We start from the raw sequence: 14,719 nt of genomic DNA on the forward strand, positions 1-14,719 counted from the left end.
CGATGCGGGTAAACCAGTTACTGGAAATAATCAAAAGGACTACGGGAATCCACCTAGTCCTCCAATGAAAACGAGCGTCGCGCAACGGCGTCGGACCGCCCCGACGCGGCGCCGCTGGTACGCCCGTTGCGAAATGAAGGCGCGCCGGGGGTATTGGCACCCGCGGCCAGCCGATCAATTTTTTGCAAGGGGTGACTCATGGATGTTTCGGAAAAGCCGGCGTTCCTGGACGCGGCGGTCTGGGCCGGCAAGGTGTTCAACGGCGCGTGGATCGCCTCGGCAGGCGGTGTGCGCGAGGTGGTCGAACCGGCGACGGGCCAGGTGATAACGGCCGTCGGCATCGCCGACGCGCAGGACGTGGGGCTGGCCACGGTCGCCGCGGCGCAGGCACAGAAGCGCTGGGCGCAGGTCGCGCCGCGCGAAAAGGCCGCCGTGTTCCAACGGGCCGCGGCCTTGTTCCAGCAGCACTTCGACGAACTGGCGCTCTACGTCGCCCGTGAGACGGGCGCCATCCTGCCCAAAGGGCAGCACGAGGTGCGCGAGGCCATCACCCTGTGCCATCTGGCGGCGGCCATGCCCCTGCAGGCGCAGGGCCAGATCCTGCCGAGCGCGAGCGGCACCACCAGCCTGGCGCGGCGCGTGCCGCGCGGCCTGGTGGGCGTGATCTCGCCCTTCAACTTTCCGCTCATCCTCACCCTTCGCACCGTGGCGCCGGCCCTCGCGGCCGGCAATGGCGTGGTGATCAAGCCCGACGCGCGCACGCCGGTGAGCGGCGGCTTCATGATCGCCCGCGTGTTCGAGGAGGCAGGCCTGCCCGCCGGCCTGCTGCAGGTGCTGCCCGGCGACGCGGCCGCCGGTGAAGCCCTGGTGACCGACGCGCGCGTGCCGATGATCGCTTTCACCGGCTCGCCCGCCGTGGGCCGGCGCATCGGCGAGCTGGCCGGTCGCCATCTGAAGAAGGTGACGCTGGAGCTGGGCGGCGCCAACTCGCTGATCATCCTGGAAGACGCCGACCTCGACGTGGCCGCGAGCAATGCCGCCTGGGGTGCCTACCTGCACCAGGGGCAAATCTGCATGGCGACCAATCGCATCCTCGTGCACGAGAGCGTCGCTGCCGCTTTGACGCAGCGGCTGGTCGCGAAGGCCCAGCACCTGCCGGTCGGCGACGGTGCCAGCGGCCAGGTGGCCCTGGGCCCGCTGATCGACGCCAGGCAGCGCGATCGCGTGCATGCCATCGTGCAGGACAGCATCGCCGCCGGCGCGCAGTTGCTGGCCGGCGGCAGCAGCGATGGCCTGTTCTACAAGCCGACGGTGCTGGCGGGCGTGAAGGCCGGCATGCGCGTGTACGACGAAGAAGTGTTCGGCCCTGTCGCCAACATCATCAGCTTCAAGACCGACGACGAGGCCGTAGCCCTGGCCAACGACCACCAGGGCAGCCTGGCGTCGGCGGTGATCTCGCCCTCGATCGGGCGGGCCATGTCGATCGCCGCGCAGCTGAACTCCGGCATGGTCCACATCAACGACCAGACCGTCAACGACGAATGCGTCAATCCTTTCGGCGGCCCCGGCATCGCCGGCAACGGCAGCAGCGTGGGCGGCCCGGCCGACTGGGAGGAATACACCCAGTGGCAGTGGCTGACCATCAAGCAAGCGCCGCATGCCTATCCGTTCTGAGCTTTATCGACCGAACCCGCGAGGAGACATCACATGCAGCTTCAAGGAAAGACCATCGTCGTCACCGGCGTGTCGTCGGGCATCGGCGCCGAGGTGGCGCGCATCGCGCGCTTTGCCGGCGCCCGCGTCATCGGGATGGACCGCAACGATCCCAGCCTCACGCTCGACGGCTTCGTCCAGGCCGACCTCCGCTCCGCCGCCGCCATCGATGCGGCCGTCGCGCAACTGCCCGAGCGCCTGGACGCACTCTGCAACATCGCCGGCGTGCCCGGCACGGCGCCCGTCAAGCTCGTCGCCGACATCAACTACCTCGGCCTTCGCCATCTGACGGAACAGGCGCTGCCGCGCATGCCGCGTGGCGGCTCCATCGTGAACGTGGCCTCGATCCTCGGCGCCGAATGGGCGCAGCGATTGGCGCCGCACAAGGCCCTGGCCGCCGCTCGAGGCTTCGAGGCCGGGGCCCATTGGCTGCGCGACCACCCCGTGCCGCAGGAGACCTGCTACCAGTACTTCAAGGAAGCGCTGATCGTCTGGAGCGCCACGCAGTCGCAGAAATGGTTTCTGGAATACGGCGTGCGCATGAACTGCGTCGCGCCGGGTCCGGTGTTCACGCCGATCCTCGGCGACTTCGTGAGCATGCTCGGCCAGGAGCGGGTGCAGGCCGATTCGCATCGCATGCTGCGCCCCGGCTTCGCCGACGAGATCGCGCCGGTGATCGCGTGGCTGTGCAGCGACCAGGCCCGCTGGATCAGCGGCGCCAACATCCCCGTCGACGGTGGGCTGGCATCGACCTACATCTGACCCGCATGACCGACACCACCATTCCGGCCGCGCTCGACACGGCGCCCCTGGACCCGGCTTTGGCGGCCTTCCTGGCGCAAGCCGCCGCCCAGGGCAATCCGCCGCTCGAGACGCTGCCGCTGCCGGCGGCGCGCCAGATCTACCGCGACCTGGCCGCCGGCCTGGGGCTGCCCGCGCCGGCCATCGCATCGGCGAACGACCGCGTCATCGAGGGACCCTGCAGCTCGTTGACGCTGCGCATCTACCAGCCCGACGCAGAAGGGCCGCTTCCCTTGCTGCTTTATGTGCATGGGGGCGGCTTCGTGATCGGCGATCTCGAGACCCACGACAAGGTCTGCCGCACCTTGAGCCACGACGTGGCCGCCGTGGTGGTGGCGGTGGACTACCGCCTGGCGCCGGAGCATCCCTTTCCGGCGGCGGTGGACGACGTGGCCTGCGCGCTGCGCTGGGTGGCCGCGCACGCGCGCGAGCTCGGCGCCGACCCGTCGCGCCTCGCGCTGGCCGGGGACAGCGCGGGCGCGCAGCTCGCCACCGTGGCGGCGCTGCGGGCCGCCGGTGCGGTGGCGCCGCGAGCGCTGGGCCTCATCTATCCCGTTGCCCAGCACTACGGCGAACCGAGCCCTTCGATGGCCGAGAACGGCGAAGGCAAGTTCCTCACGACCGGCGTCATGCGATGGTTCATCGACTGCTACCTCGGCGGGCGCCAGGCGCTGGCGCGGCACCCCGATTTCGCCTTGTTGCACGCGCAGGCACTGGACACCCTGCCGCCCACCTGGCTGGCAACCATGGGCCACGACCCGCTGCGCGACGAAGGCCACGCGCTGGCGCTGCGCATTGCGCAGGCCGGTGTGCCGACCGAGCACCGCCACTACGCCAGTGCCATCCACGCCTGCATTCACTTCACCGCGGTGTCGCCGGTGGGCAATCAGGTGCTGGCCGACCTGGCTGCGTGGTTGCGCTCGCAGTTGCGTCGAAGCAGAGCGACGGGAACCTCGCGCTAAGGCCCGTGGTCGCCCTTGAGGCGCAGGCCCTCGACGTCCCGCTTGGGCGGCATGCCGAACGCACGGCTGTACTCGCGGCTGAAGTGCGAGGGGCTTTCGTAGCCGACGTGGAAGGCTGCGCTGGCGGCATCGAAGCGCTCGTTCAGCATCAGGCGCCTTGCTTCATTCAGGCGCAGCCACTTCTGGTACTGCAGCGGGCTCATCGACGTGAGCTGGCGGAAGTGATGGTGCAGCCTCGACACGCTCATCTGCACGTGAGCGGCGAGTTCGTCGATGCGCAGCGGCTGCGAGAAGTTCGCCTTCAGCCAGCCGGTCGCCCGGACGATGCGCTGGCTCTGGCTGCCGGCCGAGGCGACCTGCCAAAGCCGTGCCGCCCGGTCGCTGGTGAGCAGCCGGTAGTGGATCTCGCGCTCGATGAGCGGCGCCAGCACCGGAAGGGACCGGGGCTCGTCGAGCATCGCGAGCAGCCGGCTGAAGGGTTCCAGCACGGGCAGGCTGATCGTGCCGAGCGCCGCGCTGCCGTCTTCGGCAGGCTCGCGGGGCGCGGACAATCCGCCTTGAGCAATGAGCTCGGCCGTGACGCGCAGATCCAGCCCGAACACCAGTCCCAGGCAAGGCTTCTGCGGACTGGCTTCGAGAATCTGCGAACTGGCCGGCAGGTCCAGCGATGCGATCAGGAAGCGCCGAGGGTCGTACACATAGGCGCGGTCGCCGATCAGCAGCTGCTTCGCCCCCTGGACGACGAGAACGATGCTGGGCCCCAAGATGCAAAGACAAGGCTCGGAGGGTGCCTCTCGCCTGAACAGCAGCAGGTTCGGGACCGCGGTCGGGCACTCTTCCTTTCCTTCGGTCCATCGGCTGATGGCGCCGATCAATTGCTCCTGAACCCTCTCCAGCATGCATGCTCCCTCGTGCCCGGACCTGGCTTTTGAATTTTCCATTGCAGCCGGACGTGCTCCTGTCACGCCACCGGCGGCAGGCGATCCAGCAACTTGTCGAGCGTGATCGGATACTCGCGCACGCGGATGCCCGTCGCGTTGTAGACCGCATTGGCCACGGCGGCAGCGACGCCGCACATGCCGAGCTCCCCCACACCCTTGGCCTTCATGGGCGAAGAGATCGGGTCCGTCTCGTCCAGGAAGATCACTTCCTGGTGGGGAATGTCGGCATGCACCGGCACCTCGTAGGCCGCCAAGTCGTGGTTGACGAAGAAGCCGTGCCGCTTGTCGAGCGCGAGGTCCTCCATCAGCGCCGCTCCGACGCCCATCGTCATGGCGCCGATCACCTGGCTGCGGGCGGACTTGGGGTTCAGGATGCGCCCGGCGGCACACACGGCGAGCATGCGCCGCACCCGGATCTCGCCGGTCGCGGCGTCGACGCCGACCTCCACGAAATGGGCGCCGAAGGTGGACTGCTGGTACTTCTTGTCGAGATCACCGTACTCGATGCCGTCCTCGGCGACCAGGCCGTTCGGGCCGGCCGCCTCGGCGAGCGGCACCGCGCGCTCGCCGGCGCGCACCATGCCGTCCGAGAACTCCGCGTCGCCCGCCGCCGCGATGCCAAGCTTCCTCGCCACGGCCTCGCGCAGCTTCATGCAGGCGGCGTAGACGCCGGAGGTCGAATTGTTGGCACCCCACTGCCCGCCCGAGCCGGCCGAGACGGGAAAGGACGAGTCGCCGAGGCGCACGAGCACCTTCTGCAGCGGCACGCCCATCGTTTCGGCGGCGGTCTGCGCGATGATGGTGTACGTCCCGGTTCCGATGTCGGTCATGTCGGTTTCCACCGTCACGATGCCCCGGTTGTCCAGGCGCACGCGCGCGGCCGACTTCGTCAGCAGGTTGTTTCGGAATGCCGCGGCCATGCCCATGCCCACGAGCCAGCGGCCGTCGCGCTGCTGTCCCGGCCGCGCGTTGCGCTTGCTCCATTCGAAGCGCTCGGCCCCGGTGCGCATGCATTCGATCAACTTGCGTTGGGAGTACGGGCGCTCCGGCTTCTCGGGATCGACCTGGGTGTCGTTGCGCACTCGAAACTCGAGCGGGTCGAGACCCAGCTTTTCCGCCATCTCGTCCATGGCGATCTCCAGCGCCATCATGCCCGGCGCCTCGCCGGGAGCGCGCATGGCGTTGCCCTCGGGTAGATCCAGCACCGCCAGCCGCGTGGTCGTCAGGCGGTTCGCGCCGGCGTACAGCAGCCGGGTCTGATTGACCGCGGTCTCCGCCTGCCCACCCGGCAGGTCGCCGGACCAGCCCTCGTGGGCCATGGCGGTGATCTTGCCGTCGCGGGTGGCACCGATGCGGATGCGCTGGATGGTGGCTGGCCGGTGCGTGGTGTTGTTCATCATCAGCGGCCGCTGAAGCGCGACCTTCACCGGCCGACGGGCGGCCCGCGCGCCGAGCGCGGCGAGCACCGCATCCGCGCGCACGAACAGCTTGCCGCCGAAGCCGCCACCGATGAAGGGCGAGACCAGTCGGACATTGGCCTGGGGGATGCCGAGCGTCTTGGCCACATCGCCGACGCCCCAGGCAATCATCTGGTTCGATGTCCAGACGGTGAGCTTGTCTCCCTTCCAGGCGGCCACCGAGGCGTGCGGCTCCATCATCGCGTGCGACTCGTCGGGCGTGGTGTAGGTCGCATCCAACTGCACCGGGGCCGCGGCGAAGGCGCCGGCGAAATCACCCACTTTCGTTTCCGGCTCGCCGGAGAAGGGGTTCGGCTTGGGCAATTGCGCCGCGTCCTTCTCTGCGGCCAGATCGAAGCGCCCCGGCGACCGTGTGTATTCGATGCGCACCAGCTGCGCCGCGGCACGCGCCTGTTCGAAGGTGTTCGCGACGACGAGTGCCACCGCCTGGTGGTAGTGGTCGATCGCCGGCCCGCCCAGGAGCTTGGCCGTGTTGAAGTCGCCCTTGCCGAGCTTGCCGGCATTGCGCGAGGTGACGATGGCGAGCACGCCCGGCGCCGCACGGGCGGAGGCCAGGTCCATCGACGCGATACGGCCCTTCGCAATGCCGGCGCCGACCACGTAGCCATAGGCCGCGTTGGGCGCCACATCGTGCCGCTCGTACGCGTAGGGCGCGGTGCCCGTGGTCTTGAGGGGGCCGTCGATGCGGTCGGTGGGCTTGCCGATCACCTTCAGCTGATCGATCGGGTTGGTTGTGGCGGGGGTGTCGAATTTCATGATCAGCTCCTCGCCTGCAGCAGCGCGGCGGCCAGCGTGCGCTCGGCCAGTGGCAACTTGAATGCGTTCTCGTGGGACGGCTGCGCACCGGCCAACAGCTGCGCCGTCACCGCCTTGGCGCCCTGCGGCATCGCGGCCTCCGCCGCCTCGACGCGCCACGGCTTGTGGGCCACGCCGCCCAGTGCCACCCGGCCCGACCCGTCGCGCTGCACGATCGCCGCGACGGAAACGAGCGCGAAGGCATAGGAAGCGCGGTCGCGAACCTTGCGATAGATGTGGGCGCCGCCGACCGGCCGTGGCAGCGTGACGGCGGTGATCAGTTCATCCCGCTCCAGCGCCGTCTCGATGTGCGGCGTGTCGCCGGGCAGGCGGTGGAAATCGGCGATCGGGATCACGCGTGTGCGGCCATCGGGGCGTACGGTCTCGACGGCTGCGTCGAGCACGCGCATGGCCACGGCCATGTCGCTGGGGTGCGTTGCGATGCAGGCCTTGCTCGAGCCGATCACCGCGAGCTGGCGACTCGCACCGCCCATGGCGCTGCAGCCGCTTCCGGGCTGGCGCTTGTTGCAGGGCTGGTCCGTGTCATAGAAATAGGGGCAGCGCGTGCGCTGCAGCAGGTTGCCCGCGGTGCTTGCCTTGTTGCGCAACTGGCCGGAGGCGCCGGCCAGCAGCGCACGGGACAGCACGCCGTAGTCGCGCCGCACGCGCTCGTCGGCGGCCAGGTCGGTGTTGCGCACCAGGGCACCGATGCGCAAGCCGCCCTCGCCCGTCGGCTCGATCTTGTCGAGGGCCAGACCGTTCACGTCGACCAGGTGCGTCGGCGCCTCGATCTGCAGCTTCATCAGGTCCAGCAGGTTGGTGCCGCCGGCGATGAACTTGGCACCCGGGCTCCGTGCGACGGCGGCGGCGGCCTGCGCCGGGGATTGCGCCCGCTCGTAGGTGAACGGCTTCATGTTCTGCTCCCCGCCACTTCCGTCATGGCGTCGACGATGTTGGAGTAGGCGCCGCAGCGGCAGATGTTGCCGCTCATGCGCTCGCGCAGCTCTTCGGCGGAAAGCAGAGGACGGGCCGTGAGATCGGCGCTCACGTGGCTGGGGACCCCGCGCTTGATCTCGTCGAGGACCGAGACGGCCGAGCAGATCTGGCCGGGCGTGCAGTAGCCGCACTGGTAGCCGTCATGCTTGACGAATGCGGCCTGCATCGGATGCATGCGCTGCGGCGTGCCCAGACCTTCGATGGTGGTGACCTGCGCGCCCTCGTGCATGACGGCGAGCGTCAGGCAGGCGTTGATGCGCCTGCCGTCGACGATCACGGTGCAGGCGCCGCACTGCCCGTGGTCGCAGCCTTTCTTGGTGCCGGTCAGGTGCAGGTGCTCGCGCAGTGCGTCGAGCAAGGTCACCCGCGTATCGAGCTCGAGGGTACGAGCCTGGCCGTTGACGCTCAGCGAGAGCTTCGCGAGCGGCACGGCAGCGGCGGATGCCGGGGCCGGCGCGGCCGCAGCGGGCGCCGTCGACACCGCCGCGGCGGCTGCGGCGCCGACGATGAGTGCGTCGCGTCGCGAGATCAATGGGGTTTCGGGACTGTCCATGTCAGCTCCTGTGTTCGTGGGACGAGCGTGATGCCGAATCGGCCAGTGTCCTCCCACCGCTTCCGGGCCGTTTGTCGGAAATTCGCGCGTTCTTGCCTAAAACTACTGAGCTGCGTTCTGCGTCGGTGGCGATGAGGCAGGACACAAAAATATGCTCTGGGCCATTTGGTCCCTGAACAAGGCCCCGAAGCTTTGTCGAGGTTGACCGGTCTATGGCGCAGGTCGACTACGGGGTGCCGGCGGCCCACGCCCGGCTGCGTACCGTCAAGGCACCCCTGGCGCCAGCACCTGCTGCATCGCCAGGCGGATCTGCGGCAGGCGCTCCAGCGCCGTGCGCCGGCCACACTCGACCATGGCTTCGGCCGCCGCAAAGTTGAAGCCTTCGCCGACCGGGATCGGAACGGTCAGCGACAGGTCGGCGCGATCGGCCTGGGCGGCGGCGTCCCACCAGCCCTGCAAGCGCCACGCACCGCCCATCGCGGCGCGCAGGCCGAACGGGCGACGCAGTCGCTGTTCGAAGCGATCGGCCGCGCGCGCAGCATCGGGGGCCGCCTCGGGATAGGTGGGTCGGACCAGCGCGGCGAGCCTGAAGCCGCAGCCGCGCGCGGCGAGCAGGTCGACCGGCAGGCGCGACACGACCGCGCCGTCGACGAGGATCGAGTCGCCGAGCCGGACCGCGGCGAACACCCCCGGGATCGCCGCCGTGGCCCGTGCCGCCGGCGCCACGGCGCCGCTGTCGAGCACGGCACGCTTGCCCATCGTCAGGTCGGCCGCGACGACAGCGACCGGCACCCGCAACTGCGCAAACGTGGCATCGCCATACAGCTCGCGGGTGAGCGTGGTCAGGCGCGATGCGGAGATGAGCGAGGCGCGCGGCAACCATTGCATGCCCCTGGCGCGCGCGAACTCCGCGACCACGCGCAGGACGTTGTCGGTCGCCGCGCGCGCGCTGCCGAATCGGGCAAAGGCCAGTGCCACCGCGCCCCCCATGCTCGAGCCGCAAAGGAAGTCGATCGGCAGCCCGTCGCTTTCCAGGACCTCGAGCACCCCCAGGTGCGCCAGCCCGGCAGCCGCGCCCACGCTCATGGCCACGCCCACCTCGCGGCCGCAAAGCCGCCGCACGAGGTGATCGAGCGCCGGCTGGCGCGCCCGCGACCAGTCGCCGCCCGATGCCGCAGCGTCAACCTCGTCGCGCGGCACCGCGTGGCACCAGCGCTGCAGTGCCGCCGCCCCGGAGAGCGCACCCGGGCGCCAGACGACGGGGGCGGCGTGCGTATCCGGGAGGCGGCGCAGATCGTCCGCGGTGACCAGCAACGCGTCATCGGCATCGAGCTCCGCCAGCAACGCCGCGCTGCCGGCCTGGCCGGACCCGAGCAGCAGCACTGCGTCGCTCGGCCCAAGGTCGCGCCAGCGGCGAATGCGCTGCGCGCCGCTTGCCGCGTCGTCGCCCGACTCGTCGTGCTCGGAGCCGGGCGCGTAGTGCTGCAAACCGCGGGCAAGCGCCGCCAGCAGGATCGGGTCGCCGTCCTCCCCCGTCGGCACCAGCACGACGCGCGGCCGCGCCGCCTGCGCACGGCGCGTGCGCTCGCGAAGGCGCAGCCCCAGCAAGGTCGCGACATTGCGGAAGAACGCGACCTCCTGCGCCATCGCCTCCAAGAGAACGGGGGCCGAGAGGACCCAGGTTCGCACATCGCGCTGGGCGACGACGTTGGCCGAGACGGGATCGCCGGTCAGCGCCGACAGTTCGCCGAAGCACTGGGGCGGCAACAGCAGCAGCCGCCGGCCACCCCCGGCCAGCTCGACGCGCACAGCGCCTTCGATCAGCCCGAACAGCTCGGCCGACGGCACGCCGGCGCGCAGGATGATGTCGCCCGCATCGAAGCGACGCGTTTGCAGACATCGTTCAAGGGAGGCGAGCGCCTCGGACGAAATGCCGGCGAACAGCGGGTGAAGGGCGAGCGCAGGCGTCATCGCGCCAGGCCTGGCACCAGGGCGTCCCGGCGCGCGACGTTCTCGATCGGCAGGGCAATCGGCGCGGCGGGCACGCCGAGCAGCAGGAACCCGCAACCTTCGGCGAGGACTGCGAGCGCCTCGGCCGGAAGCGTCCGGCGGCTGCAAAGGGAGGGCGGCTCGGCGAGCATCCCGCCAGTATGCCGCGGCGCGAGGGCGCCACGGCGATCGGGTCGGGCGTGCCGTGGGGCAAAATCGTTCGTCCCATCCGCCACGCGTGCAACCCGCCGGCCTTCGAACTTCCGGCGGTTCGACGGCGGTCCGCAGCGCCCGACACCCATGCCGAAGATCGCCAAATCCGCCATCGTCGTCCCGAGCAAGCTCGACCCCGCCGCGCGGCAAGAGTTCATCGATGCGCTGTACAAGGTCCATTGCGAGGTGTTCGACGGCGTCAGCCGCGACTCGTTCGCGAAGTACGTGGTCGAGTCGCCGGCCGAGCACACCTGGATCAACGTGCACCGCAACGACGCAGGCGAGATCGTCGGCTACTTCGCGCTGCACGTCTTCGAGCGCGAACTGGCCGGCAAGGCGAGCGCCATCTTTCGTGCCGAGGCCGGTACGCTGCGCGCTTACCGGGGTGGCAATACCAACATGCGCTTCGGCCTCAAGCTCGGCGTGCCTTACCTGCTGCGCTACCTCGGGCGGCGCTTCTACTACCTCGGCTCGCTGGTGCACCCTTCGAGCTATTGCCTGTTTGCCAAGCACTTCGACGTGATCTGGCCGAGCAGCCGGCATCCGCCGCCGCCGGCCGTGCTCGCCTTCATGGACGAGCTGGCGAACTCGTTCGGCCTCGAGCGCGTGAGCCCCGACAACCCGCTGACGCGACAAGTGCACTGGATCACGCGCGACTCCGAGGTCGAGCGCAACTACTGGCGCAACTGCGACAAGCCCGCGGCGCGCTTCTTCATCGAAGCCAACCCCGGCTACAGCGAAGGCGATGGACTCGTCACGCTGATCAAGGTCGATGCTCACAACGTCTGGCACATGATCTCGACCTTCTTCGCCGAGCGCTACACGCGGCGCAAGGAGGGCTTGATGGTGACGCTGTACCGCCTGCCCATCGGCGGCCACCTGCTGCGCCCGGCCGAGGTCGTCCGGCGTCTGAAGACGACCGCACTGTTCGGCTCGTTCGACGCACCCAGCCTCGCCACGCTGGCACGCAGCGCGCAGATCGTTGCGCTCCCCGCGGGAAAAATAATCTTCCGTGCCGGCGACCCCGGCAACGAGCTCTACGTGATTGCGCGCGGCGCCGTCTACGTGCTGGCCGATGCCAACGGCGCAGGCGAAGGCAAAGACGCCATCATCGACGAGCTGGCCAGCGGCGACATGTTCGGCGAGATCGCCATGCTCAGCGGCGAACGGCGCAGTGCCTCGTTGCGCACCGCCACCGCCACGCTGCTCATCCAGATTTCGCGCGCTGCCTTGTTCTCCATCCTCGAAGCGCATCCGAAACTGAGCGAGATCCTCTGGAAGAACTTCGCGGCGCGGCGCTTCGACGACTGCGTGCGTGGCCTGCCGGCGTGGAAGACGATGGAGCGCGCGGCGCGGCTGGCGGTCGTCGACGCGGGGCAGCACCAGCCGCTGGCCGCCGGCGAGCGCGCCGAGGTGAGCGCCGGCGAGCTCTTGCTCGTGCTGCTGGGCACCGTGCAGGTCGAGCAGGCCGGCACATCGACCGTCGTGCGCGCGCCCGCCTTCTTCGATACGAAGCAGGCGATGGCAGTGACGGCCATCGGCGCGGCGCGCATCGTGCGCATCGCGCGTCGATGAACCTCGGATGCAAGGGACTCCGGCGGGGGCCGGCTACAAGTCGCTCTCGGACACGAACAACGATTGCAGCCACAGCGAAATGCCTTGCCACAGGCTCGCGTGCGGCTCGTCGTGCCGCACCTGCGTCTTGCCGCTGTCGTCGCGCAGATGCCATTCGACCGTCTGGCCGTCTTCGCCAAGCTGGAGCCGGTACATGCTGGCGAAGGAATCGGCGCGCAGCAGGCCGAGCGCCTGACGCGTGAGCGCCGCGCAGTCGATGGTGACGCCCAACTCGGTGTTCAGCACTGCCGAGCGAAGATCGAGGTTGACCGAGCCCACCACCATCCAGCGCCGGTCCACGCCCACCACCTTGGCGTGCAGGCGCGGCGTGGATTTGCCGAAGACCCCGAAGGTGTTCGACCGCCGCACCAGGTCGGGACCGAACTCGTACACCTGCACGCCCAGCCGCAGCATGTCGGCGCGGTAGCGCGAGTAGGCGCGGTACACCAGAGGTTCGTCGGTGGAGCCCAGCGAGTTGGTGACGATCAACACACGCGTGCCGCGCTTTTGGGCCTCGCCCATCATGCGCAGGCCCACCGGGCCGGGCAGGAAATAAGGATTGACGATGACCACTTCCTCGCGCGCGGCGGCGATCACGTCGAGCTTGGTCCGCATCGCCGGGCTGGCCTTGTTCGGGTCCACGGGTTGGAGCACCTTGTCGGGCGGGTCGTCGTGCACGCGGGCACTGCCGGCCAGCAGTCGCACCCGGCCCTGCGCGATCTGCACGCGAACCGTTCTCTGGCCCAGGTAGTCCAGCGGTGGCACGTTAGGCGGTGGGCCGGCGATCCTTTTCTGCTGCACGTCGAAGTCGGCGCGCCGCTCGGCGGGTTTGGCGGCGCGTTCCAGAGCGTGCAGCCTCTGCTCCAGCGCCCACACCTGTTCGCTGTTCCAGTAGCGGTCGAAGCTTGCCGACAGCTCGCGCACGACGGTGCCGGCGGAGAGGACGTCGAGGTCGATGAAGTTGGCCTCGCCATGGCGCGTGAAATATTCGTCGGCGATATTGCGCCCGCCGTAGACGGCGAACTGGTTGTCGGCGACGAAGAGCTTGTTGTGCATGCGACGGTTGACGCGCGTGAAATCGTGCAGCGACAGCAGCAAGCGACGGATCGGCGTGCCGTAGCGCTCGGGCAGCGGGTTGAACAGGCGCACTTCGGCGTTCGGAAACGCGGCCAGGCCCCGCAGCATGGGGTACAGATCGCCGGCGTGGTAGTCGTCCACCAGCAGCCGCACGCGCACGCCGCGCACCGCGGCATCGCGCAGCGCCCCCAGGAAGGCCGCGCCGGCGGTATCGGCGTGGATGTGGTAGTACTGGACGTCGATCGAGCGTGTGGCGGCCTCCGCCAGCGCGAGGCGCGCATCGAAGGCCATTTCGCCGCTCGGCAACAGCATGAAGCCCGAATTGCCACCGGGTGCCTCAGCCAGACTCGCCGCAGCAATGCGCCCGAGAGGCGTGTCGCCGGTATCGGCGATGGCGCTGCTGGCAGGCTGCGCGATGCGCGGCGGCAGCATTGTGCAGCCGGCGAGCAGCAGCACGAAGAGGGCAGTCAACCAGCGTCTCATGGCTTCGGCTCCGAACCGCATCGCCCGGAAGCGAGCGTTCGCCGCAATTCTGACGCCATCCACAGGGCAGCGGAAGGCCCTGCTTGTCCAAAGCTCCCTTGCTCGAGCCAACGCCGGCACTCGGCCAAAAGCCGACCTTCATGGTCGCCGCAGAACTTGCGCAGAAGGTCGGTCACTTCCCGGCGGTGACGCGGTTGTCAGCTGACCAAGGCTGCTGTGGGTGCGGCGAAGCTTTCGGCAGTCATTCGCTCGAGACTCTGCGCATAGTGAGTTGCAAGCCCTCCGAGGGCCATCGTTGCCTCGCGAGCTGCCTCCAGCACATGACGACATGCTTCGTACATGGTCTCGCAAGGGGCGAGCCGCGCCCGCGGCCCCGAAATAGCCAACGCCCCTTGGAGTTCCCCGGTCACGCCAAACACCGGCGCGGCAACTGATGCAGTCTCGGGGTCTCGCTCCCCATAAGACACTGCCCAGTACTGCTCGCGAATGGCTTGAAATTCGGGGCGTGCAGGTAGCGAGAACGCAAGCAGCACCTTGCCCGATGCACCCTGCGCGACCGCGTATTCCTGGCCTATCTGCACCGACGCACGAACCGCTCTGGAAGGTTCGACCCGGAAGAGCGCGATTCGCTTGTCCCCATGCCTGACGTAGAAGGATGCGGTCTCGCCCGTCGCGACGCTCAACTGCTTCAGGATGGGCTCGATGACATGCCCCACCTGGAACGAGCGCTGATAAATCGAAGCCAAGCGAAGCGGCTGCGGACCGATCGCGTACTGCCCATCGGCCAGCTTGCGAATGAAGCCACCGTGTTCGAGCGCCGATAGCAAGCGCAACACCGTGCTCTTGTAGAGCCCGGTCCTCTTCGACAGCTCGGTGAGTGTCAACGCCGCGTCCGTTGCGCCAAAGGCGGCGAGCAGCGAAAAGGCCCTGTCCAACACCGCAACGCCGCTGGATTCGGCGTTGTCGGCAGTTTGTGCGGTGGGCTTTGGTTCGGTCATGGGAATCCCCAGGCAATCGTGAACGCGCTTCTTTCAGAGCTGCGGACCTCAGTGTGACATGGCCACCGCCGCGGCCAAGGAACCACCTATCAAAGGGTTTACCCGC

The 14,719-nt window shown here is 69.0% G+C and carries 12 protein-coding genes; 4 read left to right on the forward strand and 8 right to left on the reverse strand.

Annotated features, from left to right (window positions below):
• Nucleotides 1-198: 198 nt before the first annotated feature.
• Genes AC3A6Y_RS26750 through AC3A6Y_RS26760 form a run of 3 tightly spaced genes read left to right on the forward strand, consistent with a single transcriptional unit; the run spans nucleotide 199 to nucleotide 3,476 of the window.
• Nucleotides 199-1,674: a benzaldehyde dehydrogenase gene (locus tag AC3A6Y_RS26750; RefSeq protein WP_487871272.1), complete on the forward strand. Its 1,476-nt coding sequence runs from the start codon at nucleotides 199-201 to the stop codon at nucleotides 1,672-1,674.
• Between the two features lie 33 nt (nucleotides 1,675-1,707).
• A complete protein-coding gene (locus tag AC3A6Y_RS26755; protein WP_487871273.1) occupies nucleotides 1,708-2,475 on the forward strand; it encodes a coniferyl-alcohol dehydrogenase in 768 nt (255 codons plus the stop codon).
• Between the two features lie 5 nt (nucleotides 2,476-2,480).
• Nucleotides 2,481-3,476 (forward strand): alpha/beta hydrolase, encoded by a 996-nt coding sequence (locus AC3A6Y_RS26760; RefSeq protein WP_487871274.1) that lies wholly within the window; start codon nucleotides 2,481-2,483, stop codon nucleotides 3,474-3,476.
• Here the strand turns inward: AC3A6Y_RS26760 and AC3A6Y_RS26765 are convergent.
• The 6 genes from AC3A6Y_RS26765 to AC3A6Y_RS26790 form a co-directional block, all read right to left on the reverse strand.
• Nucleotides 3,473-4,375 carry an AraC family transcriptional regulator gene (locus AC3A6Y_RS26765; RefSeq protein WP_487871275.1) on the reverse strand — a complete coding sequence of 301 codons (903 nt, stop codon included), beginning with the start codon at nucleotides 4,373-4,375 and terminating at the stop codon, nucleotides 3,473-3,475. The genes AC3A6Y_RS26760 and AC3A6Y_RS26765 overlap by 4 nt on opposite strands.
• Nucleotides 4,376-4,437: 62 nt before the next feature.
• On the reverse strand, nucleotides 4,438-6,651 hold the full coding sequence (gene paoC, locus AC3A6Y_RS26770; RefSeq protein ID WP_487871276.1) for an aldehyde oxidoreductase molybdenum-binding subunit PaoC: 2,214 nt from the start codon (nucleotides 6,649-6,651) through the stop codon (nucleotides 4,438-4,440).
• Between the two features lie 2 nt (nucleotides 6,652-6,653).
• A complete protein-coding gene (locus AC3A6Y_RS26775; RefSeq protein WP_487871277.1) occupies nucleotides 6,654-7,604 on the reverse strand; it encodes an FAD binding domain-containing protein in 951 nt (316 codons plus the stop codon).
• A complete protein-coding gene (paoA, locus tag AC3A6Y_RS26780; protein WP_487871278.1) occupies nucleotides 7,601-8,239 on the reverse strand; it encodes an aldehyde dehydrogenase iron-sulfur subunit PaoA in 639 nt (212 codons plus the stop codon). Before paoA ends, AC3A6Y_RS26775 begins: the two co-directional genes overlap by 4 nt.
• 264 nt (nucleotides 8,240-8,503) lie before the next feature.
• Complete coding sequence (locus AC3A6Y_RS26785; RefSeq protein ID WP_487871279.1) at nucleotides 8,504-10,210, reverse strand: patatin-like phospholipase family protein; 1,707 nt, start codon at nucleotides 10,208-10,210, stop codon at nucleotides 8,504-8,506.
• Nucleotides 10,207-10,380, reverse strand: a complete 174-nt coding sequence (locus tag AC3A6Y_RS26790; protein WP_487871280.1) for a hypothetical protein — start codon at nucleotides 10,378-10,380, stop codon at nucleotides 10,207-10,209. Before AC3A6Y_RS26790 ends, AC3A6Y_RS26785 begins: the two co-directional genes overlap by 4 nt.
• Nucleotides 10,381-10,528: 148 nt before the next feature.
• Between AC3A6Y_RS26790 and AC3A6Y_RS26795 the strand changes: the two genes are divergently transcribed.
• On the forward strand, nucleotides 10,529-12,016 hold the full coding sequence (locus AC3A6Y_RS26795) for a cyclic nucleotide-binding domain-containing protein (RefSeq protein WP_487871281.1): 1,488 nt from the start codon (nucleotides 10,529-10,531) through the stop codon (nucleotides 12,014-12,016).
• Between the two features lie 33 nt (nucleotides 12,017-12,049).
• On the opposite strand, the gene AC3A6Y_RS26800 is transcribed toward AC3A6Y_RS26795, so the two are convergent.
• Together AC3A6Y_RS26800 and AC3A6Y_RS26805 are read right to left on the reverse strand one after the other, a co-directional pair.
• Nucleotides 12,050-13,615 (reverse strand): phospholipase D family protein, encoded by a 1,566-nt coding sequence (locus AC3A6Y_RS26800; protein ID WP_487871282.1) that lies wholly within the window; start codon nucleotides 13,613-13,615, stop codon nucleotides 12,050-12,052.
• 197 nt (nucleotides 13,616-13,812) lie between these two features.
• Entirely contained in the window at nucleotides 13,813-14,613 is an 801-nt protein-coding gene (locus AC3A6Y_RS26805) for an IclR family transcriptional regulator (RefSeq protein ID WP_487871283.1), read from the reverse strand.
• Nucleotides 14,614-14,719: the final 106 nt, after the last annotated feature.

It is taken from the genome of Variovorax sp. Soil_C_17 (genome assembly GCF_057657265.1).

Bases quoted from the DNA above. Each gene is read 5' to 3' on its own strand.
- AC3A6Y_RS26785 (WP_487871279.1), bottom strand. From the start codon at position 10,210: ATGACGCCTGCGCTCGCCCTTCACCCGCTGTTCGCCGGCATTTCGTCC.
- paoA (WP_487871278.1), bottom strand. From the start codon at position 8,239: ATGGACAGTCCCGAAACCCCATTGATCTCGCGACGCGACGCACTCATC.
- AC3A6Y_RS26755 (WP_487871273.1), top strand. From the start codon at position 1,708: ATGCAGCTTCAAGGAAAGACCATCGTCGTCACCGGCGTGTCGTCGGGC.
- AC3A6Y_RS26775 (WP_487871277.1), bottom strand. From the start codon at position 7,604: ATGAAGCCGTTCACCTACGAGCGGGCGCAATCCCCGGCGCAGGCCGCC.
- AC3A6Y_RS26790 (WP_487871280.1), bottom strand. From the start codon at position 10,380: ATGCTCGCCGAGCCGCCCTCCCTTTGCAGCCGCCGGACGCTTCCGGCC.
- AC3A6Y_RS26805 (WP_487871283.1), bottom strand. From the start codon at position 14,613: ATGACCGAACCAAAGCCCACCGCACAAACTGCCGACAACGCCGAATCC.
- AC3A6Y_RS26750 (WP_487871272.1), top strand. From the start codon at position 199: ATGGATGTTTCGGAAAAGCCGGCGTTCCTGGACGCGGCGGTCTGGGCC.
- AC3A6Y_RS26765 (WP_487871275.1), bottom strand. From the start codon at position 4,375: ATGCTGGAGAGGGTTCAGGAGCAATTGATCGGCGCCATCAGCCGATGG.
- AC3A6Y_RS26800 (WP_487871282.1), bottom strand. From the start codon at position 13,615: ATGAGACGCTGGTTGACTGCCCTCTTCGTGCTGCTGCTCGCCGGCTGC.
- AC3A6Y_RS26760 (WP_487871274.1), top strand. From the start codon at position 2,481: ATGACCGACACCACCATTCCGGCCGCGCTCGACACGGCGCCCCTGGAC.
- AC3A6Y_RS26795 (WP_487871281.1), top strand. From the start codon at position 10,529: ATGCCGAAGATCGCCAAATCCGCCATCGTCGTCCCGAGCAAGCTCGAC.
- paoC (WP_487871276.1), bottom strand. From the start codon at position 6,651: ATGAAATTCGACACCCCCGCCACAACCAACCCGATCGATCAGCTGAAG.